The 21,420-nt window shown below is 44.2% G+C and carries 22 protein-coding genes; 11 read left to right on the forward strand and 11 right to left on the reverse strand.

All coding sequences use genetic code 11. The features are described from left to right. Window positions 1-6 precede the first annotated feature (6 nt). Window positions 7-576 carry a hypothetical protein gene (locus MSP8886_RS09620; RefSeq protein WP_067015605.1) on the reverse strand — a complete coding sequence of 190 codons (570 nt, stop codon included), beginning with the start codon at window positions 574-576 and terminating at the stop codon, window positions 7-9. Window positions 577-878: 302 nt separating this feature from the next. Between MSP8886_RS09620 and MSP8886_RS09625 the strand changes: the two genes are divergently transcribed. Next, a complete protein-coding gene (locus MSP8886_RS09625) occupies window positions 879-2,180 on the forward strand; it encodes an EAL domain-containing protein (RefSeq protein ID WP_083200891.1) in 1,302 nt (433 codons plus the stop codon). 55 nt (window positions 2,181-2,235) lie between these two features. On the opposite strand, the gene MSP8886_RS09630 is transcribed toward MSP8886_RS09625, so the two are convergent. Next, on the reverse strand, window positions 2,236-3,873 hold the full coding sequence (locus MSP8886_RS09630; protein ID WP_067015608.1) for an NAD+ synthase: 1,638 nt from the start codon (window positions 3,871-3,873) through the stop codon (window positions 2,236-2,238). A 73-nt stretch (window positions 3,874-3,946) separates the two neighbouring features. On the opposite strand from MSP8886_RS09630, the gene MSP8886_RS09635 reads away from it, so the two are divergent. After that, entirely contained in the window at window positions 3,947-4,210 is a 264-nt protein-coding gene (locus tag MSP8886_RS09635) for a PP0621 family protein (RefSeq protein WP_067015611.1), read from the forward strand. Between the two features lie 16 nt (window positions 4,211-4,226). On the opposite strand, the gene MSP8886_RS09640 is transcribed toward MSP8886_RS09635, so the two are convergent. The 5 genes from MSP8886_RS09640 to MSP8886_RS09660 form a co-directional block, all read right to left on the reverse strand. Beyond that, window positions 4,227-4,703, reverse strand: coding sequence for a hypothetical protein (locus MSP8886_RS09640; RefSeq protein WP_067015614.1), 477 nt, complete (start codon window positions 4,701-4,703; stop codon window positions 4,227-4,229). Between the two features lie 34 nt (window positions 4,704-4,737). Then, a complete protein-coding gene (locus MSP8886_RS09645; protein ID WP_067015616.1) occupies window positions 4,738-5,658 on the reverse strand; it encodes a PulJ/GspJ family protein in 921 nt (306 codons plus the stop codon). Further along, a complete protein-coding gene (locus MSP8886_RS09650; protein WP_067015619.1) occupies window positions 5,651-6,106 on the reverse strand; it encodes a hypothetical protein in 456 nt (151 codons plus the stop codon). The genes MSP8886_RS09645 and MSP8886_RS09650 overlap by 8 nt, the downstream gene beginning before the upstream one ends. Further along, window positions 6,097-6,603, reverse strand: a complete 507-nt coding sequence (locus tag MSP8886_RS09655) for a GspH/FimT family pseudopilin (RefSeq protein ID WP_067015622.1) — start codon at window positions 6,601-6,603, stop codon at window positions 6,097-6,099. The genes MSP8886_RS09650 and MSP8886_RS09655 overlap by 10 nt, the downstream gene beginning before the upstream one ends. Window positions 6,604-6,665: 62 nt before the next feature. Beyond that, a complete protein-coding gene (locus tag MSP8886_RS09660; RefSeq protein ID WP_067015625.1) occupies window positions 6,666-7,532 on the reverse strand; it encodes an alpha/beta fold hydrolase in 867 nt (288 codons plus the stop codon). 68 nt (window positions 7,533-7,600) lie between these two features. Here MSP8886_RS09660 and pabB point away from each other — a divergent pair, with 68 nt between their 5' ends. From pabB to MSP8886_RS09675, 3 genes are all read left to right on the forward strand, one after another. Then, window positions 7,601-9,022 carry an aminodeoxychorismate synthase component I gene (gene pabB, locus MSP8886_RS09665; RefSeq protein WP_067015628.1) on the forward strand — a complete coding sequence of 474 codons (1,422 nt, stop codon included), beginning with the start codon at window positions 7,601-7,603 and terminating at the stop codon, window positions 9,020-9,022. Between the two features lie 8 nt (window positions 9,023-9,030). Continuing rightward, window positions 9,031-9,696 carry an NUDIX hydrolase gene (locus MSP8886_RS09670; RefSeq protein WP_067015631.1) on the forward strand — a complete coding sequence of 222 codons (666 nt, stop codon included), beginning with the start codon at window positions 9,031-9,033 and terminating at the stop codon, window positions 9,694-9,696. 109 nt (window positions 9,697-9,805) lie between these two features. Further along, entirely contained in the window at window positions 9,806-10,540 is a 735-nt protein-coding gene (locus MSP8886_RS09675; protein WP_067015634.1) for a phosphoadenylyl-sulfate reductase, read from the forward strand. 64 nt (window positions 10,541-10,604) lie between these two features. Here the strand turns inward: MSP8886_RS09675 and MSP8886_RS09680 are convergent, their stop codons facing one another. Further along, on the reverse strand, window positions 10,605-10,907 hold the full coding sequence (locus MSP8886_RS09680) for a LysR family transcriptional regulator (protein ID WP_067015637.1): 303 nt from the start codon (window positions 10,905-10,907) through the stop codon (window positions 10,605-10,607). A gap of 102 nt (window positions 10,908-11,009) precedes the next feature. Between MSP8886_RS09680 and MSP8886_RS09685 the strand changes: the two genes are divergently transcribed. Further along, entirely contained in the window at window positions 11,010-12,365 is a 1,356-nt protein-coding gene (locus tag MSP8886_RS09685) for an anti-phage deoxyguanosine triphosphatase (protein ID WP_083200892.1), read from the forward strand. 75 nt (window positions 12,366-12,440) lie between these two features. On the opposite strand, the gene MSP8886_RS09690 is transcribed toward MSP8886_RS09685, so the two are convergent. From MSP8886_RS09690 to MSP8886_RS09700, 3 genes are read right to left on the reverse strand one after another with little or no spacing between them, the layout of a single operon-like run. Beyond that, window positions 12,441-12,935, reverse strand: coding sequence for a GNAT family N-acetyltransferase (locus tag MSP8886_RS09690; protein WP_067015642.1), 495 nt, complete (start codon window positions 12,933-12,935; stop codon window positions 12,441-12,443). Between the two features lie 27 nt (window positions 12,936-12,962). Beyond that, complete coding sequence (locus tag MSP8886_RS09695) at window positions 12,963-14,003, reverse strand: DUF2333 family protein (RefSeq protein ID WP_370737025.1); 1,041 nt, start codon at window positions 14,001-14,003, stop codon at window positions 12,963-12,965. Window positions 14,004-14,021: 18 nt separating this feature from the next. Next, on the reverse strand, window positions 14,022-14,858 hold the full coding sequence (locus MSP8886_RS09700; protein WP_067015645.1) for a tetratricopeptide repeat protein: 837 nt from the start codon (window positions 14,856-14,858) through the stop codon (window positions 14,022-14,024). Between the two features lie 105 nt (window positions 14,859-14,963). On the opposite strand from MSP8886_RS09700, the gene dsbD reads away from it, so the two are divergent. The 5 genes from dsbD (at window position 14,964) to MSP8886_RS09725 (ending at window position 21,361) form a co-directional block, all read left to right on the forward strand. Next, complete coding sequence (gene dsbD, locus MSP8886_RS09705) at window positions 14,964-16,775, forward strand: protein-disulfide reductase DsbD (RefSeq protein ID WP_067015648.1); 1,812 nt, start codon at window positions 14,964-14,966, stop codon at window positions 16,773-16,775. Window positions 16,776-17,070: 295 nt separating this feature from the next. After that, on the forward strand, window positions 17,071-17,523 hold the full coding sequence (gene accB / locus MSP8886_RS09710) for an acetyl-CoA carboxylase biotin carboxyl carrier protein (protein ID WP_067015651.1): 453 nt from the start codon (window positions 17,071-17,073) through the stop codon (window positions 17,521-17,523). A 21-nt stretch (window positions 17,524-17,544) separates the two neighbouring features. Then, window positions 17,545-18,885, forward strand: coding sequence for an acetyl-CoA carboxylase biotin carboxylase subunit (gene accC / locus MSP8886_RS09715; protein ID WP_067015654.1), 1,341 nt, complete (start codon window positions 17,545-17,547; stop codon window positions 18,883-18,885). Between the two features lie 129 nt (window positions 18,886-19,014). Then, the gene (gene prmA / locus MSP8886_RS09720) at window positions 19,015-19,908 is read left to right on the forward strand and encodes a 50S ribosomal protein L11 methyltransferase (protein ID WP_067015656.1); all 894 of its coding nucleotides are present in this window, start codon (window positions 19,015-19,017) and stop codon (window positions 19,906-19,908) included. A gap of 97 nt (window positions 19,909-20,005) precedes the next feature. Continuing rightward, on the forward strand, window positions 20,006-21,361 hold the full coding sequence (locus MSP8886_RS09725; protein WP_067015659.1) for a DUF3426 domain-containing protein: 1,356 nt from the start codon (window positions 20,006-20,008) through the stop codon (window positions 21,359-21,361). The last annotated feature ends 59 nt before the right edge of the window (window positions 21,362-21,420 follow it).

Below are 21,420 nucleotides of genomic sequence, written 5' to 3' on the forward strand. Positions count from 1 at the left end.
ATAATACTAATAACAAAGCCCCTTCATTACTGGCATTAAATTGGCAAGTCCTGAGGTATTAAAGACTGCATTGACCGATGGTGAATGCGCCGTTGTCGCCTGAACCATAAACTGTTTTGACTTAGCCAGCTCACGAATAAAGTCCATCGGTTTAGAGACTTCCAAAGATTGGCGTCCTAGCGCAGTATCCCACTCCGCTGACTGGTTTGGCCCATTATCAAAGTGGTAAATAACCGAAGGAGAGCCCTCTTTTAATTTCACACCTTTCCAGTGAATTTGGAAGTTGGCTTTCTTGTCTTTACAGCGAATGGTCATCTCCACAGGACGATCAATATAGTGCACACTCGATGAAGACAATAAAGTCGCGATAAATACGTTCGGCGTGTCGCTGTCTTTCGTTGCTTGAATGGTATATACCCAATGTCCATTATTGATCGTTTTAGGTACAATTTTCAGCCGCTCAGAATGGCTCAAACAGGCAATCAAACTGTTCATGTCATGTATGTCGCATGAAGATAGCGAAGCAAAGGCAGCACTTGACACAAACAACAACCCCATCAGGATAAAGCGAAACATTTTATTCCTACAAATTAAAAGCTTTGCATAGGATACAAAAAAACGACACAAATTGAACGTGACAAGTACATACAAACACTTTTTTTACATTTTTAACGATAATTGAGCAAATTCATTCCATTACATACAGGTAAAACACGCCTCCTTACGGTCTTTTCAGTAAGACAACTTCCGTCATAATTTTCCTACATATCAATACAGACTCTTACAGTAAGCTAGTGAATATCCCTATACAATCAACCTAATCAAGAATCAATACGCTCACAAAGAAACACGTCAGCACTTCAACGTAAGGCCACCGTATGGGACCACATTATAAAAGCGATTTAATCGAGCCCCAAAAACAAGCGATGCTTAGTATCATCTCAGGACAATCGTCCAACACGATAACCTCCCATGACCCAAGCTACGATCTCGACTACCTCATTAATGCGGTACGTGTTCATTTAGGGATGGATGTTGCTTTTCTTTCTCGCTTTCATAATGGTCAACGTGAAATATACCAGATCGATATCAATCATGATAACGAAACGGCTCTTAAAAGTGGCCATACTGATCTATGTGAGAATACCTATTGCCAGTTAATCGTTGACAAGATTTTACCAGAAATCATTCCAGATACATCTCTCAACGATATTACTAAACACCTCAGCATCACCCATCAACTCAATATCGGCAGCTATATTGGCGTACCGATTGTTTTCTCTGATGAGTCAGTGTATGGCACACTGTGCTGTTTCAGCGAAAAGCCTGATCCTACGCTATCTCTAAAAGACTTATCTTTGATGAAGCTATTTGCTAAGGTCGCCGCTCGTAATTTAGAAGAAAGAATAAAGCAAAATACTATCAAACAAACATTACGCAACCAGATCACCACTATCTTTCAGAACCAACTACTCTCTATCGTGTTTCAACCCATATACGATATTGTTAAAAAGCGCGTTCTAGGATTTGAATGTTTATCACGTTTCAATATCGAGCCCATTCAATCACCGGACTATTGGTTTGACTTAGCAGAGCAAGCAGGACTTGGTGAAGAACTTGAGATGTTTGCCATTGAAACGGCTCTTAAGCATCTTGAATACATCCCTGATTGCTTTTATATCACTCTAAACATCTCACCTAAGCACTTATACTCTGAGCGCTTTCGTGAGTTATTTGATACAGCACCACTTCATCGAATCGTGTTAGAAGTTACAGAGCGAGAAGTCATCGATGATTATCGAGCCTTTCAGGAAGCTCTGAAGCCTTTCCGAAGAAGAGGCATGCGACTTGCTGTTGATGATGCTGGTGCCGGATTCGCCAGCTTTCATCATATCCTAGAATTACAAGCAGACATCATCAAACTAGATCGAAGTTTAATTAGTAATGTCAACGCAGATAATGGCCGTCGAGCGTTGATCACCGCCTTAACCAGCTTTGCCAAAGAAACCAATAGTAAAGTACTGGGAGAAGGTGTTGAAACCCAAGAAGAATCAGATACTTTAAAATACTTGGGAGTAGAAAAGATACAGGGTTACTACCTTTGCCACCCAGTCCCATTGAGTGAGGCATTAACCTTTAGCTTCGACTTGAATAAACAAAACGAGCGAAAGGCCGAATAACCCTTCCTTTTTAGGAAAAACGATGAAGAGCGATTAACTCAACGCATTGACTATGCTAGTCGCCGATGTGCCAGCCATTCGTTATCGGATAACGACGATCTCGTCCGAAACCTCGCGCCGTGATACGCACCCCTGTTGGCGCTTGACGGCGCTTGTATTCGTTCACATCGACAAGACGCAAAACGCGATAGACGGTGTCGCGATCAAACTGCTTCGTCGCCAAAATAGCCTCGGCACTCAAATCTTTTTCAATGTACATGTGCAGAATTTCATCAAGCACATCATAGCTTGGCAAAGAATCTTCATCGACTTGATCGGGTGCTAACTCTGCCGAGGGTGGACGACTAATCACACGCTCAGGGATCACGTAGCCCAATGAATTACGGTAACGGCATAGTTTAAAAACGAGCGTTTTAAAGACATCCTTCAAAACTGAATAACCACCAACCATGTCCCCATAAAGCGTTGCATAACCAACCGCCATTTCACTTTTGTTGCCAGTTGTCAGCACCATCAAGCCTTTTTTGTTGGAAATAGCCATTAAAACCACGCCACGAGTACGTGCTTGCAAGTTTTCTTCTGTCGTATCTTTAGAAAAACCAGCAAACTCAGGTGCTAGAGCATCGCTAAATGCGGACACCATAGGCTCAATAGGCAACACACTGTACTTCACACCCAATAAATTTGCCTCTTCTTCAGCATCCTCTAAACTCATAGAAGAAGTGTAAGTATAGGGCATCATCACTGCCTGAACACGGTCTGCGCCAATGGCATCCACCGCCACCGCCAAGGACAAGGCGGAGTCAATTCCCCCACTCAAGCCAAGCACAATGCCTTTAAAGCGATTTTTATTAATATAATCACGCAGCCCTAGAACCATCGCTTGATAAACACTGGCTTCAACATCCAGTGCTGGCGAAATGTCTCCAGCCACCGGCATAACTTTATTCGGTTGGCTTTCATCAACGATCACATCAACACAGTATAAGCCTGCTTCAAACCAAGGGGCTTGCGATACTTTCTCACCGCGCGCATTCACCACAAAAGAGCCGCCTTCATAGACTAATTCGTCTTGGGCTCCCATATAGTTAACATAGACAATGGGCAAGCTCACTTCCGTCGCTCGCTGATGAAGCAAGGCTTCACGCTGGCCCATTTTTTCAATATGAAACGGCGATGCATTTAAGTTTAGAATGAGTTCAGCACCCGCCTCTTTAGCTTGTGCAATGGGACCTGGGTGCCAGATGTCTTCGCAAATGGTTAAGCCAAATTTAACCCCTTTAATGTCCACAATGCAGGCATCTCGACCTTCACTAAAATAGCGTTTTTCATCAAATACTAAAAAGTTTGGCAGTTCTTGCTTAGCATATTCCCCCAGCAACGTTCCTTCATAGATAACACCTGTACAGTTAAACAAGTCACCATCAATGCGACGGGGGTAACCAACAACAACATAAATCCCCTGAACCTCATCAAGAATCTTTAATAAAGCAGATTCGACACGGCCATCCAAACTTGGGCGCAACAGTAAATCTTCAGGAGGATAACCAGTGAGCGTTAATTCTGGAAAAACGATCACATCAGCTTGTTCTATATCACGGGCTTGGTTGGCCGCATCAATAACAGCTTGAGTGTTTTTTGTGATGTCACCAACTAGCATATCTAGCTGTGCCATTGCGATTCGTAATGTCATACAGTTGCTATCTCGTAAACTCTGTTAGAATATGCATCTTATTGTCTGGAATTACCCAACCTAGGTAAAGTATATGATCGTACGTTTGATCGTTTTTATTGCAGTTTTCCTTATTGGCTGGTGGATATATCGCCAATTCATTGCTTTTAACCGAGCAAAAGCCACCTCAAAAGTGAATCAGCCTAAGAAAAGCCATACTACAAACGATGAAGAACCCATGGTTCGTTGCGAGCAATGTCGAACCTATGTGCCTCGCTCACATGCCGTTCACGACCAAGATGCTCATGCTTTTTGCACAAAAGAACACTTACAACTGTTCCATAAACAAAAAAATTAATAAACACTCAGACAAATCATTTTGTCACGGTGACAAAACCATGACTAACGATGTGATGGTTGTGCCACCACCAACAATGATATCGAAGGTGAATCAAATACGTCGTTTGATGTATGGTGTTAATTTTATGAGCACATAATCGATAAAAATGTGTGTTCGCACCTAATGCTATCTGATCAAATTGATAGTGGAGCCGTGCCCTTTTATAACGCCACAAGCTGTAATGAGAAACAGAGTCGTTATTTGCCAACGCACAAAATCCTGGACAGGAGCTTTTTTGCGCCGATGACAAGGCGATATGCTGTACTACTTGTTCAGAGAAAGCTTGCCAAAGTCGCTGATTCTGATCGATTTCTTGCCGCTTTCCACGCCACGCTAAGTGGGTTTGCAAGCGTTTCTGATAGGCAAAGGATACTCCTGCCACCACAACCAAAAACACAATAATAGGCAATGAAACCCAACCTCCTTGATGACAGATGAACCGACTTTGCACACTACCTCCTTTGCTTTTCTACCTTATCCAACCTCTAGCCAGTAAACACCACAATGGTATTGGCAACGCCTTCGCAGGGAGCGTTATAGTGCCATTGTTCTCCGCGCATCGAGTGGTAAGTTCGTTGAATTTGTGCTGTCTTTGCCACCTCACAATCATTTAACTGATAAAGATATTCCACCCACAATCCTAATACCTTGTTCATATCATAGGTACCATAGTCTTTATCAATCGCATCCACGTTACCGTCCTGATTGTCATCCAGTAAAGGAAACACAGCAAGTCTCTTTAGACCCAACCAAAGTGCCAGCGAGCGCCCACTAAAAACCGGCGTACGCCAAAATGCGGGCTGATGATTTTTCCCCGGCCCCACGTACCAATAAAAAGGGGCTCGACTTTCCAATACTCCCGTCTGGCCTACTAAAGAAACAGCCTTATTTGAGTCTGTGGGCATCACAGTTAATGAAGACAGTTGAAAGGTTGTACTCTGTGCAGATACCCGAGTGACGCGAGCATTAACATTTCCCAAACATGTCGATACATTCGCCCTTTCACCTGTCGAAAAACCACATTCATTGGTTAACGTTAAAGGACTATGCAATGATCGAATCGAAAGTCGACAAGCACCACTGTCCGTCGCTTGTAGCCAATCGGAATGATCATCCACATCTCGCCTCTGCAAACGTTTAGGCACCTCCCCACCCTTACCAATCCGTAATTGACTATGCTCATTCGGAGAACAGCCCGCAGGACGAAGGCGTGACCATTGCGCGGTAAACTGAGACGCTAATGCAGAGGAAAAAGTGTCTTGCTCTGCATACGTACTCGCTAGTGCATCACGCGCTTGAAGTTGCCAGATAGCTCGGCCGATCAAAGGGACAATAATAGTCATCAAAGCACAGGCTACCATCACCTCAAGCAACAAACCGCCACGCAACCTATATCGCTTATTCATACCGCCGTTCTTCCTTACCACCCGCGAAAGTATCCAACGAAGCACTTTGTGCGGCATCAAACCACTGCTGCAGCCCCTCGCCAGAACAATGCTGGCAAAGTGGGTAAGTCTGTCTATATGAAGAAGAGAAGCCAACATGTTCTCGCCAAGTGTCCTGACCAGTCAGGCTTACCATTGCATCGGCTCTGGAACGATTTTCACGTTTTATCTGGTTAGCTTCAGAATGCTCAATGGTTTGCCATTGCACAATGGCTTGACGCTGAGCTAACGTCAGTACCAACCCTAATAAAGCGAGACTTATCAGTATTTCGAAGATTATCCAACCCGCTTGCCGACTTCGAGCATATCGGCGTTGATATAGCGTAAATCGGCTTTGAGGGCCCTTTTTAGAGCAGGAAAATTTAGAAGAGGTCGCTCGAACCCTGTCCATGGCGAATATTACACACATGACTCACCTGTTCGACGAACTTTAGAACGATAAAAACGCCCACTTTGATTCAGAACAATGTTAGCGGTCCAACGACCCAAACAAAATACAAAAGTACCATTCTGGTAGCTAGACAGACCATTAGGAAGAAACTCAATACGAGACTTATTCGAGGGGAACCCTTGCCAATGAACGCTTACATCATGATCGAATTGTACCCGCCGATATTCTTTGGCATAACCTTCTCGCTGTCGAACTTCAAACCCTGAGGACCATATCCCACTACAATCCTCACCTCCACACACAAAACTCATTGCCCCAGATTTAATCGCCATCTGGCGGGCTTCAAGCAATGCTTCAGACAAACTATCCATGTCATCCTGTAACATCTGTCTGTCTTGATGCTCTTTTTGATAGACAAAAAAGTGAGTGGCACCAAAAAAAGACAAAATGGATAGAATGGCGAGCACACACAATACTTCAATGAAAGCAAAACCATGCTGATGGGGTTGATACATGCGGAAACCTCCTTGTCTCCAACTCAGTAATATTCTTGTTTACAAATCGCCCTCACAACATGCTAGGAGGGGAAAAACCATTTATCAATAAGTTTGGCAATTTGTCGTGGTTTTTGGAAAGGCAACGAATGGTCACAGCCACTGAACACCTTATGACGCCAGCCCTCGTAGCGCTCACTCAACAATTGATAATGGTCTTTGAGAGAGTCGCTGCTTAACTCCCCAGAGAGCAAATACACCTCTTTCGCAGCTTCGATCATGGCCTGCCTATACTCAGGGGCTGCCGCAATGACTTCCACATGATTTGTTACCGCATCCAAAGCAAAAGCAAAACCCAATGGACGATGAGCCAGACGAGATTGTGTTGTCGACTCAGCGGCTGGATTCTTGCGACGATTGGGCGAGACCGTGTTCATAAAATTAGCCACTCCCAGCTCAACATCACCCGTTTCACGAATCGTTTGAGAGGCTTGGCGATACTTTTTACGCACCTCAATCAGTGATTGAAGGTCCTCCCTATCAAGAGAAGCAGGTTCAAGTAACACCATTTTTACTGATGATAACCCAGCCATTACTCGGTGATGATTAAGGTTAAGCGCAATCAGACCGCCTAAAGAATACCCCACCATGTCAAACTCACGCCAATCCAAGGACAGTAAAAGTGCCTCAACTTCGCTTGTCAGCTCAGTAATAGTCACGGGGGCTTCTTTACCACCATGGTGGTAAGACGCTCCCATACCTTTTAAGTCAGGTATAAGAATACGCCGCCATTTCTTTAAAAATGGCAACATAGGTGAATACGTAATATCTCCGTCGACTCCAGCGCCATGCAACATTAAACAGGCTCGATCTGTATCCGCCTCGGGATTTTCATAGAGACGATAGGCAATACGACCATTCTTTAAAGAAAGAAAAAATACATCAGACACTTGTAATAACCCTGTATGAGCCCCTATTAAAGACTACAATATTTTTTTACACGAGCGGTTGCCTTATTATGCCAGAAATAACACTGATAGACCTACCATATCAGAGTTCATTATTGCCCTTCTTCCAAGCAATAAGACACTTACCCTACCCTGCCATACTGGACAGCAACCATGAACATTTTCCAGATACCCAATTCGACATACTCGTCGCCAATCCACTTGCTCGCATTCACCCCAAGTCCCATAACACATTAATCGATTGGCGTGATCAGGTATTATACAGACTCAGTGACACAGATAACCCGATGGCGCTTCTCAACGAGCTATATACCCACATTGTACAGGAAGATTGGACGAAAAATGCCCCCACAGACCTCCCATTTATTGGCGGATTACTAGGGTATTATGGCTATGAAAGTGGTCACTATGTTGAGCAACTGCCCGACTCAGTTAATCACGACATACAACTTGATACACTCAGCCTCGGTCTGTATGGCTGGACTGTTGTGACAAACCACCCTCGTCGTAGCACTCAGTTAATCATCACCCCTTGGTGTTCTCTTGAAGAATCAAACTCAATCCTTTCTCTATTAGAAAAAACACAACATCAAGAAAAAGATAACCACCAAAAAGAGGCCTCAGAGTTTAGGTTGCATAGTCGATTCACATCGAATATGAGCGCCTCTTCTTACGCGAAAAAATTTAATCAGGTAAAAGCCTATATTCAAGCGGGGGATTGCTACCAAGTCAATTTAGCACAGCGTTTTTCGAGTACCTACCATGGAGACCCATTCACCGCTTACCAACAGTTAAGAGCGGTGTGCCCCACCCCTTTTTCAGCCTATTTAGCTCTATCACCAGACCAAGCGATATTAAGCCATTCACCAGAGCGCTTCCTACTCTGCGATAAAGGCCGAATTGAGTCCAAGCCGATAAAAGGCACAATTGCCCGAGGCGAAACACCTCAAGCAGATAAAAAAAATGCCGATACCTTACTAAAATCAAAGAAAGATCGTGCAGAAAACCTTATGATTGTTGACCTATTGAGGAATGACCTTGGCCGCACCTGTCTAACTGGCAGCATTAAAGTGCCATCTCTATTTGCTCTTGAAAGTTACGCCAATGTTCATCATTTGGTATCGACTGTTGAAGGCTGCATAGACTCGCGAGACCAAGCTATTCATGTTTTTCATGAAAGCTTTCCTGGCGGTTCTATCACCGGCGCCCCAAAAATAAGAGCCATGCAAATTATTGATGAGCTTGAACCAGATGAACGCTCCGCCTACTGCGGTTCCATCGTGTATTTCAGCGCCAATGGCCAAATGGACTCAAGCATTACCATCCGAACTCTCGTGGCCGATCAGGGAAATATACACTGTTGGGCTGGTGGTGGACTTGTCGCGGATTCAATCTGCGAAGCGGAATACCAAGAAACCTTTACCAAGGTAGGTAAGTTGACCCATACTCTTGAACATGTTTTTTTGAAGTAGGCCGTATTATGCCCAATATATCGCAGTTTTTAGACGCCTTACCCCTTCAACCCTCTATGGATGAGATACGTACAGCATTAGACCACACCCAAGATGTTCATCCTATTTACAATCCAGACAAAGACTTATCACCAAGCGCATACAAATTAAAATACCGTTCAGCCGCCGTCCTGATCCCTATTTGGCAAAATCCAGACGATGAACAATTGTATGTGCTACTTACCAAACGCGCCCTTCATATGCGCAATCATCCAGGACAAATAGCTTTCCCCGGTGGCAAGCATGACCCGACAGATGCCAGCATTCAATACACAGCATTGCGTGAAACCTTTGAAGAAATCGGCCTTGCCCCAGATTGTTTTGATCTGATTGGCGAGCTGGGTGAGTACTGTACTATTTCGGGGTTTTGCATCAAGCCCATTATCGCCGAAATGACTCGACTCAGTAAAATGAGCTTATGCGAAGACGAAGTCAAATCGGTTCATTGGGTACCACTCAGCCATCTCCTTACGCCCAGCAATTATCGCTTTCGTAAAAAGAAACTCGGCAATGTTTCGCGTGGCTACTTTGAAATAGATTACCAAGATATTCGCATATGGGGTGTCACAGCAGGCATTCTGTATGGCCTTTACGAGACCTTAGCTCAATATAAAAATATCAATATTGCTAACTGATTATCAAAATATACACAAAGAATAAGGTTAGTGTGCTTTCGTATTTTGCATACAACACACAACTTGATATGGTAGACCCAACATACATTTGACGACGGTTAACAATCCTATGTCTACTTTTGATTTAGCGTCTTTTATTGCCAACAATGATGAAGACCAAGCACAAAAAATCCTCCACAATGCCTTAAAAGCATTCGATAACATTGCCATTTCGTTTAGTGGCGCAGAAGATGTTGTACTCATTGATATGGCAGTAAAAGCCAAGAAAAATGTTCAAGTGTTCTCTTTAGACACAGGGCGACTGCACGCAGAAACGTATCGCTTTATTGAACAAGTCCGCAAACATTATCAGATTGACATTGACATTATGTCTCCAGATCGAGAGGCGTTAGAACACTTCACCAAAGAGAAAGGGCTATTTAGCTTTTTCGAAGACGGCCACAAAGAATGTTGCGGTATACGCAAAGTCGAGCCATTAAAACGTAAACTTGCACAAGTTGATGCATGGGTGACGGGCCAACGCAAAGATCAAAGCCCAGGCACTCGCAACGTGCTCGCTTTCGCTGAACTAGATAGCGCTTTTAGTAAAGAAGACAAGCCGCTTTATAAGTTCAACCCATTGGCCAATTGGTCATCTGAGGACGTATGGAACTACATCAAAATGTTTGATGTACCCTATAACGAGCTTCATGCCAAGGGCTTTACCAGTATTGGCTGCGAGCCATGCACACGACCAATCCTACCAAACCAGCATGAACGCGAAGGCCGTTGGTGGTGGGAAGAATCTGAGCATAAAGAATGTGGATTGCACATTGGCAACCTGATTCCAACCGCGCAGCAATAACAGACTAAATACCGATGTCGTTTAACCAAACCATACGGTAAAACGACATCTACTATAGCCCCTATCAGCCAACAGCCAACTGATCCATTTCTTTTTTCGAACCAGCAATACGCTTATCCCATTGACTAATAAAGCGTGCATAGCAGTTTTCCAGCTCATTAATATGCTGAACCAGAACTTTTCCCGCTGCAGTCAACTCTGTCGTTCGCCCATGACGCACCAACAAAGTTGCCCCAAGTCCTTGCTCGAGCTTCTTAATATGCTGACTTACCGCTGGCTGTGTTAACCCCAAGCGCTGTGCTGTTTGCGTAAAGCTGCCTGTTTCAACCAGTGTTTTAAATGTTTCTAAATGATGTGTATTAAGCATAACGATTCCTTATAGTAAGGTTATTATACGAAGCCCATCATTCAGAGCATTGACCTAAGTCGTGTTTTAATGAAAGACTGATCATTCCTTAGATAATAAATTATGAGCATGATGAAAGAAGACTATTCACTGTTACCTTGGTATGAAAGACAATCAGGTCCCAAACCCGCCAGAGAAAACGATTATAGAACCCCTTACCAACGAGATCGCGCTCGGATCATTCACAGTGCTGCTTTTCGTCGCTTGCAATCTAAAACACAAATTCTAGCCATCCGCCAAAATGACTACAGTCGAACACGCTTAACTCACTCGCTCGAAGTTGCGCAAATTGGTAATGGTATCGTCCATCAACTAAGGCACAGCTCCCCGGCAAACGCTGACTTTCAGACTTGGCTTGCAGAAGATGCCTTAATAGAAACCGTTTGTTTAAGCCATGACATTGGCCATCCACCTTTTGGTCACGGTGGGGAAGTCGCGCTGAATTTTATGATGCAAAATAACGGCGGTTTTGAGGGTAATGCACAATCCCTGAGAATTTTAGGTAAGCGCGGCTCTTACTCACCAACATATGGCATGGATGTCACCAGAAGGTCCTTGCTCGGTATCTTAAAATACCCTGTACTCTATCAGGATGTGGTGGGGCACTATCCCTCCAAACCGGAACGACTCCGCCAATTCAAAGCCTCACAATGGACACCACCCAAATGCGTCTATAAAGAAGAACAAGACTTGCTTGATTGGATTATTGCTCCTTTTAGCGCAAGCGACAAAGCACGATTTCAAGAGATATACCGCCCCGCCCCTAATACCCATGCTAAATCCAATCATGCCAGTTTTGATACCAGTATAATGGATCTTGCCGATGACATTGCTTACGGAGTTCATGATCTAGAAGATGCCATCGTGCTTGGCATGGTCACAAAAGAAATGTGGCTAGAGCATTTGGAGCCTAAACTAGCGGATCTAGGAACCTCTTTTTTTCATAGCAATCTCACCACACTGCGCGGCCAATTATTTAGTCGAGAAAGTCATCTCAGAAAAGAGGCCATTGGCAGCTTGGTTAGCTGGTTCATCACCTCTTGCCAAGTCGAAGAAAATGCTTCCTTCGAGCATCCTTTATTGCGTTACCAGGTCACTTTACCCGAAGGTCAACGTCAAGCACTGGCGTTATTAAAAGCGTTTGAAATGCGACACATTATTCAAAAGCCAGAAGTGCAAATGTTGGTGTATAAAGGCCAGCAAATGCTCTTAGAAATGTTTGAAGCATTAGCTGCTGACCCAATTCGATTATTACCGAAAGAAATCGCCAAAGAGTGGCATCAGACAACCCATGAAAAAGGGCATGATGGTATGAGAATTATCTGTGACTATATGTCATCCATGACAGACGACTACGCCAGCCGCATGTATAACAAGCTGTTTGTACCAAGCTTTGGATCCGTTTTTGAACCTATGTGATAGATGACAACGCCAATATAGTGTCAAAAATAGGCTTAAGAAGAACAAGAATAGACTAAAACGAAGGGAGAGCGTTTAGCAAAACACTCTCCCTAGCAGGAACACATCTTCTTGGAGCTCTTGGCATGAAGCTATCTTGGGAAGCACCCCCCAAGACTCAAAGCCCTGCTTTTTGAAAAATCGTAGGCTGAGCGTATTTCTCGCGTAGATATACGCCACCAGATGAGAAAAGTGCAGTGCGTCTTTATGATCGGCCAGGTATTGTATAAACGCCGCTGCCGCACCTTTTCCTCGCCATTGAGGCAACAAATAAACACTTACTTCTGCAGCCATATCAAACGATGGCAAACCGTAAAAGGGCTCTAATGCGCCCCAACCAATAACCTCTCCCCCAGCGCTCACGACAAACATGGGACGCTCTGGTGTGGCACTTTCAACCCACTCCATAACGTCTATCAGGTTAATATCTTTATTGCGATCACCAGACAAAGCAAAGTCATCGCCTTGCCGGTAGATGGCCAAAATATCAGGCACATCATCAATGGTCGCAACACGTAGACTAAACACCATGGACTCCTTAAGTGCTAGGGACAGATACTAGCCCTGCTGCAACAATCGACGCAAATCAATCAAAGCCGCATTGGCACGAGAAATATAAGATGCCATCACCAAAGAGTGATTTGCTAACACACCAAAACCACTACCATTGAGGATCATCGGCGACCATACGGTGTCTTGAGTCGCATCTAATTCATGAATAATCTGTCTTAGGCTAACCAAAGCGTTTTTATCTTTTAAGGTCGGCGCAAAGTCTACTTCAACGGCTCGTAAAATCTCAAGTAACGCCCAAGTTGTTCCACGAGCTTCATAGAACACATTATCTATTTGCATCCAAGGAGTACGATGATACGCCCGTTGATGCCCCCCACCGGCAGCATCTTCATCTGATACCCCAGCAGGCGTCATGTTCTCATCAACAACGCTTGCCGATAAGCGTTGTGCCAAGCTACCAAGGCGAGTATTCACATCAGACAACCAATCCACCAAGTTATCCGCACGCGCATAAAACTTCGCTGGATTACCAGAACCTGACGTACCTGCCAGCCGATTTAGATAATCCATCAACTCTTTATTACCACGGCGGTATTCACTCTCACTAGAAGGTAATGCCCAGCTTTTGTTATCAAAATTAAATTGAGGCTCTGCGACTTTTAGATTCACATCTTCTGTTGATTGCGACTGCGAACGACTAAACTCTTTACGCATTGCCCGAGATAAATCTCGAACCTGAACTAACACCCCAAACTCCCAAGAAGGCATGTTGTCCATAAACACACCCGGTGGCATGACATCATTTGAAATATAACCACCCGGCTTATTCAACAAGGTACTCACTAACTCGTGCAATGTACTGCCGATTGTATAGCCAACCACCAAAGGCTTGTTGGGGTCATAACCATGCTCAGTCGCTGTTTCTCTAGCCACTTTATTAACATCAAACTGAGCTGGCTCATTACTCCAATACATACCAATCACAGTAAGCACGATGACCAATAATAGGATCACTCCTAACACGACCTTCCACAACCACGGAGAGCGCTCTTGTCCTCTAAACATCGAGCCAAACTTATGCATCATACTCGCCATTACCTCACCTTAATCCTTTTGTAATTCTATTAAATAGTCGCTGCGATGATAGATCATAGCATGCACTCTAAACTCACTGATTCGACTGTTAATAATCTGATACAGCAAACGCGCTTGTTTATCATTTGGCCAATAGATGACGATTTCACTTTTATCTTTTGCCACTTTGTCAATTATCGGTTGTATTTTCGCAAGTATCTCGTCATCACTCAAACTAAATAGGTTTTTTGGCAAAAAGTATTGACCATTTTTAGCTTTTTGCACTTTTTTAACCATCTTTTCAGAGGTATTCGTTACCTTATGCTGACTATCCGTCGGAGTCCGAGCAGGCTCTACTCGTTGAGATACTACTTGCTGACGACGTTTTTTAAGTCCATCAATGCGATCCTTCATCTCATTAATAACTGGATCTTCAGGATTAACCGAGCCAGCAGAATTAAGGTAAGTCGTAGCCTGCTTATAACGCCCTTGAATCGCCGCCCGCCAAGCCCAGTCAATATAGGTATCAACAATCTTTTTAATACCCATTGTCGCCTTATAGTTACCGGGGTCACGACCAAGCGCCGTTTGAAAATATAAGTTGGCATTATCATCCACAGGTGTAAGCAAACGATTTTCTGCTAATGCCCGCTCCCCTTTCCAAATAAGACGAGCTGTTACTGTTTTATAGGGACTAAGCTTCGTCTTACTGTATTGGTGCGTTTTCGGTTGGCCCTTTTTGTTACTTGGGCTGACCGCTTTATTGGACTCTGAAATCGGAGAGTTTTGTGTTGTCTGTTTAATATTTTCTTGGCAACCAACAAGGTAAACCACTGAAAATAATAAAAATAATGTTTTTATTTTCAATTTAACCCCTTTTAACTAGCAACTTCTGCAAGGATTGATAGTCTATATAGACTGTCAGCGTGAAGGAATAAAGTCACGCGTTCAACTCATTCTATGTAGATTGTTATGCGATTAATTTGTCTATTTGTTTTACTCTTTCTTCAAGGCACAGCCTATGCCTTTAATTTCAACGCCCCTCAAAGCAGTTTTGAACCCTCATTTTTAAAGGCACAAGACGCTTTTCAACTGTCTTTCGATACCTCTCAAAACGGCAAATTGGTCGCCCACTGGAACATTGCTAACGGTTATTATTTATACCAGAGTCGTATTTCACTTTCTGGTCCTCAAGCGGACAAACTGGAGATTACTCAATTCCCAGATGGCGAACACAAAACCGACCCTTATTTTGGCAAAGTTATTATATATAAACATTCTCTTTTTCTACCTATCTCTTATAAAACCACATTAGCACCAGGCACGATCATCCATGCCAAATTGCATTACCAGGGCTGTGCAGACAAAGGGCTTTGCTATCCACCACAAACAGTTCCTATTGAGTTCACCGTTCCCAAGCCCATAAAAGGTCAGCCCTCCGCACAATCACAGGCAATACAAAACAGTCCTGTTAACAAGTCGGATGCTAGCCAAGTAACCTTGTCACAAGCCAATTCGATTAGCCAAACAATAATGGAAAGCTCTTTTGGGGTCGCTCTGTTCGCCGTGTTTGTATTTGGCCTATTGCTCTCTTTCACACCTTGTGTTTTGCCAATGGTACCCATTGTTAGCGCCATTGTTGTAGGTACTCGCCGCTCCAGACTAGGAGCCTTTTATTACAGTGCCATCTACGTACTCGCCATGGCTCTAACCTATAGCGCCATTGGCGCATTAGCTGGTGCCTTTGGCATAGGGTTAAATCTACAAGCACAATTACAAAGCCCTATTATATTAAGCATTAGCGCCGCCTTATTTATTCTCTTAGCCTTGTCTATGTTTGGTGTCTTTGAATTACGCCTGCCCGCCGCTTGGCAAACACGCTTACAGCAAACGAATAATAATCGCCACACCAGTGTTAGCTCAACGCTGAATACATTTCTGGCAGGTGTTCTTGCCACATTAGTCGTTTCTCCTTGTTTATCCGCCCCAATGGCAGGAGTGTTACTGTACATTTCAAGCCAAGGTGATATTTGGTATGGAGCCCTCATACTATTCGTAATGGGGCTTGGCATGGGCATCCCTCTTTTGTTAGTGGGCCTGTTTGGCGCCAAAATACTTCCTAAAAGCGGCCCCTGGCTGAATGACATAAAAGCCATCATGGGGTTTGGTCTGCTATCCATTGCGATCTGGCTGTTAGTTCGCTGGTTACCAGCCAGCATTGAATTGTTTTTATGGGGGGCGCTAGCACTAGGAATCGCCAGCTACTTTTGGCACCAAATAAAAATGAACAACTCACACCCTGTTCGTTGGTTTTTTGCCCTTCTCTTTACATTCATTGGGGCGGTAGAGCTATATGGAGGCACAACCGATGCCAACTCTCCGCTAACGCCTATTAAAAGTGTGACAAGCCATCAGACTCAAGCCGTCCCTTTTAAAACTACTATCCACAACCTATCAGAATTGCAATCTGTGATTGACAATGGTGATACGCGCCCCATCGTGTTAGATGTTTATGCTGACTGGTGCATTAGTTGCCAAATACTGGAACATGAAATCTTTCAAGCAAAAGAGATACAACCCTTACTCAAACAAGTTCAACTGGTACGAGTAGATGTCACCGATAATACCAAGGATAACAAAGCATTTATGAAACACTTTCACATTTTTGGCCCACCCGCCTTACTCTTCATAAATGCTCAAGGACAAGAACAAAAGTCCCTCTCATTAATTGGAGAACCCAGTAAACAGGACGTATTGACACGACTTAAGTTTGTAACAAATTGAAAAGCAAACAAGAAATAAACCCAACGAAAAAAGGTTTACAGCTGATCAAAAATAGACCTCACCGCTATTTTATGTGTTTTTTTACTGCATAACTGGACAATATCGCGTTTTTTAACGATAATTTCCCGTCACATAGCTCTGCCCTTCACACTTGAGTCTTGCGTTACAATAGGAATCGAACAAAGTTTTGCTCCTATTTTTACAAAGGCTCTTTATATTCAGAGCATGCCAGATTCTTAATGATTAGCCTTTACCAAAAGCGCTAAACAATAAACACCGACAGAAGAGAGTAACAATGGATATTCGCAAAATTAAAAAACTAATCGAGCTTTTAGAAGAATCAAATGTCTATGAGATCGAAATCAAAGAAGGCGAAGAAGCAGTTCGTATCAGTCGTGGCGGTGCTCCAGTTCAAATGGCTCCACAAATGATGGCCAGTGCCCCTGTTCAACAAGCTCCAGCATCGGCTCCAGCAGCGTCTTCTGCAGCCCCTGAGGCGGCGGCCACTATTTCAGGCCACACCGTTAACTCTCCAATGGTTGGTACTTACTACAAATCTTCAGCACCTGGCGCAAAGCCTTTCGTTGAAGTTGGCCAACAAGTCAATGCAGGCGATACCATCTGTATCGTAGAAGCGATGAAAATGATGAACCAGATCGAAGCGGACAAATCCGGTACTATCGGCGCCATTCTTGTTGAAGACGGCGAGCCCGTTGAATTTGATCAACCACTTGTTACCATCGTTTAATCCACAGCAATAGGTTTCATCATGCTAGATAAGGTATTGATTGCAAACCGAGGCGAAATCGCGTTGCGTATTTTACGCGCGTGTAAAGAACTCGGCATCAAAACCGTTGCGGTTCACTCTAAAATCGACCGCGACTTACTTCATGTTCGCTTAGCAGACGAGTCTATCTGTATCGGACCCAACCCTTCCACAGGCAGTTACTTGAATGTGCCTGCGATTATTAGTGCAGCGGAATTAACGGATACTTCCGGTATTCACCCCGGATACGGTTTCCTTGCTGAGAACGCAGACTTCGCAGAACAGGTAGAACGTTCTGGATTTGCTTTCATCGGTCCAAGAGCAGAAACCATTCGTCTGATGGGCGATAAAGTATCTGCGATTAAAGCGATGAAAGAAGCAGGTGTCCCCACGGTCCCAGGATCGAACGGCCCCGTTCCTCACGATCCAGATGAATGTCTTCGCATTGCTCGCGAAATAGGCTTCCCCGTTATCATTAAAGCCGCTGCGGGTGGTGGTGGTCGTGGTATGCGCGTTGTTCACAACGAAGGCAGCCTACTTAAGTCAATCAGTGTTACACAGTCTGAAGCAGGCTCTTACTTCGGTGATAGTACGGTTTATATGGAAAAATTCCTACAAAACCCTCGCCACGTTGAGGTGCAAGTCCTCGCTGACGGACAAGGTAACGCGGTGCATTTATTTGACCGTGATTGCTCTTTGCAACGACGCCACCAAAAAGTCATTGAAGAAGCACCAGCTCCTATGCTCGACGAAGCCTCTCGTCAGGCATGCTTACAAGCTTGTGTTGATGCTTGTATTAAGATCAATTATCGCGGCGCAGGTACCTTTGAGTTTTTATACGAAGACGGAAACTTCTACTTCATCGAAATGAACACTCGTGTTCAGGTAGAGCATCCTGTTACGGAAATGGTGACGGGCGTTGACATCGTAAAAGAGCAACTGCGCATCGCAAGCGGTCTACCGTTGTCTTTGAAACAAGAAGACATCAAGCTTAATGGCCACGCTGTCGAGGCTCGAATCAACGCAGAAGACCCAAAAACCTTTATGCCAAGCCCTGGAAAAGTCAACTACTTCCATGCTCCTGGTGGTATGGGTGTTCGCGTCGACTCGCACTTGTACAGTGGTTACTCTGTGCCACCGACTTACGACTCCATGATCGCGAAAATCATCTGCCATGGCCCTACTCGTACAGAAGCGCTTAAGCGTCTGTCTGGTGCTCTTGATGAAACCTTTATCGACGGCATTAAGAGCAATATCTCCATGCAAAAAGAATTAACGGAAGACCTCAATTTTATTGCTGGCGGCGTTAATATTCATTATCTAGAGAAAAAGCTCGGCCTATAAAAGGCAAAGAGATTCTCTCTTAATCGGCCCTTAGTGATTAAAATCATTAAGGGCCGTCATTTTCTTCTCGCGTCCCCCTTCGTGCTTCGTTATCCTATTCACTGATTTGTTTTATTCGGATTGCTTTTTATGCCTTGGCTTCAAATACGTCTACACACTACCCCTGATCATGTTCCTAGCTTTGAAGACACCCTTCTAGATTGCGGCGCCATGGTTGTCACGTTCGAAGATGTCCATGATGACCCCGTATATGAACCTGACCTTAACACCACTCCCCTTTGGAAACACACCAAAGTTACAGGCCTTTTTGAAGCCGATGCAGATATTGGCCACATTCGCCCTGCAATTGAGCACAAAGCAGAGTCGCTTGGCGAAACCGACATCGATATAAAAATAGAGATAGTCGAAGACAAAGATTGGGAACGAGAGTGGATGGACAGCTATCATCCTATCCAATTTGGCAAACGTCTTTGGGTTTGCCCAAGCTGGCGAGACGTACCTGACGAAAATGCAGTGACATTGATGCTGGATCCTGGCTTAGCCTTTGGCACTGGCACCCATCCAACCACCGCACTATGCTTACAATGGCTAGACTCAATTGATTGTCAAAACAAAACCATCATCGATTACGGCTGCGGCTCTGGCATCCTTGGTATTGCAGGCCTATTACTTGGAGCCAATAAAATGGTTGGCATCGACATAGATCCTCAAGCTGTGCAAGCAACACAAGCAAATGCTGAGCGTAATCAAATTGACTCAAACCGAATCGAGGTAAAATTGCCGCCATATGAATCAGACCTACAAGCAGACATTGTAGTCGCCAACATTCTGGCCGGACCGCTAGCTCAATTGGCAACCACCATTTCGGCGTTAGTTATAGCTGGCGGACAACTTGCCCTATCTGGCATTTTGGTCAATCAAGCCGAAGAAGTCATTCTGGCGTACCAAGATTGGTTTACCATTGAGTCTGTTGTCGAGCAGGATGAATGGGTTCGTATCGTGGGCACCAAAAACCCCGAATAAAAATCTGCTCACAATGTCTATCACATTGTAAAATTTGATTTTTTAAGCGAATATTGACATTTACCCTAGAAATCGATTACTGGAAGGCTGCCCTCTAATGACCGAAAGCTTCATCACTCGTTGTCCAAAATGTTCCACTGCATTTCGTGTGAACAATGACGTATTGAGCATGGCTAAAGGCAAGGTACGTTGTGGTCAGTGCTTCCATATTTTCGATGCCAAACAACATATTGACGCGGCAAAAAAAAACACTCACCAAACACCTCAAGAAAACAGGCTTTCTGAGACAGAAGCATCAAGCTCCCCAAAACCTGCACCTAAAAACCCTCCTGAATCACCCAAAAGTAGCACAATGCTCTTTACCTCTGCAGATGAGGAACCCGTTAACCCAGAATGGCTACAAACCTTGTTTACAGAAGATGATCTGGCTCCCGGCTCATCCGAAGACTTTCGTTTTTCACACCAATCACCACAGCCAACAACAGACACTCACAGATCGGCCGATACAAAATCTACCAACGCGACTAAAAAACCAGCACAAGTTAAGCAAGATAACCCCGATATTCAAGCGACTGTATCGGAGCAAAAACAAGCTTCCCCCAAGTTATCAGAACATGCGGAAAAAGACTTAGCCCCTTGGGAAAGAGAGCTGGCAGAAGTCGAACAAGCCATTCGTACCAAACCTTCTAGTACGAGTACCCTCCCCCCTAAAAAGGAAGGAACGCTTAAAAACTTACAACAAAGTGACCTCATAGACAAAATAGACAGCCGTATTAACTCGCAGCCCAACCAGCCAGAACCAGATTATATGCAAGCCCTGCATTCATTAGCGCAAAACGTCGCTGAAAGCTCACCTGCAGGAGAGACAACACCTAGTTACACCCTCAATACCATCGGCGCTTACGGCACCACAGACCCATTAATGGGCGATTATTATACCGAGCAGGTAGATAAGAAAAAAACAGCCAAAACCTGGATTTGGACGCTGGGCTGCTTCCTTGGACTGATGTTATTAATTGCACAAATGACATCCACTTTTTTTGAACAAGGTAGCCGCTCTGAAACCTTCCGAGGCTTTTATCGCACCCTTTGCGCCTATTCAGGTTGCACACTCCCTTCGTTTGAAAATATCAAAGCTATCAGCATTGAACACGTTCGGATACAAAGCCACCCAAACCAGCCTGACGCCTTGCTTGTTAATGCAATCATGACTAATAACAGCCGATACGCTCAACCTATGCCCAAACTAGCCTTAGAGTTTTTTGACCTCAATGGAGCCCCAGTCGCAGCTCGACTCTTTGCCCCCCATAATTACCTTGATAAAGATTTCCTAGACATCACTTATATGCCACCTAAGACCCCTATCCACATTGTTATCCCTATACAAGATCCCGGCGATAGAGCAGTTACCCATCAGCTGAGAATTTTCCCAGCAGACACCCGCTCCTATTAGTTTTGTGCTTATTTTGCTTCAGATGTGAAATAAGCACAAAATTTAGTCAATTTTTTCTC

The sequence above is a fragment of the Marinomonas spartinae genome (genome assembly GCF_900089775.1).
GTDB lineage: Bacteria > Pseudomonadota > Gammaproteobacteria > Pseudomonadales > Marinomonadaceae > Marinomonas > Marinomonas spartinae.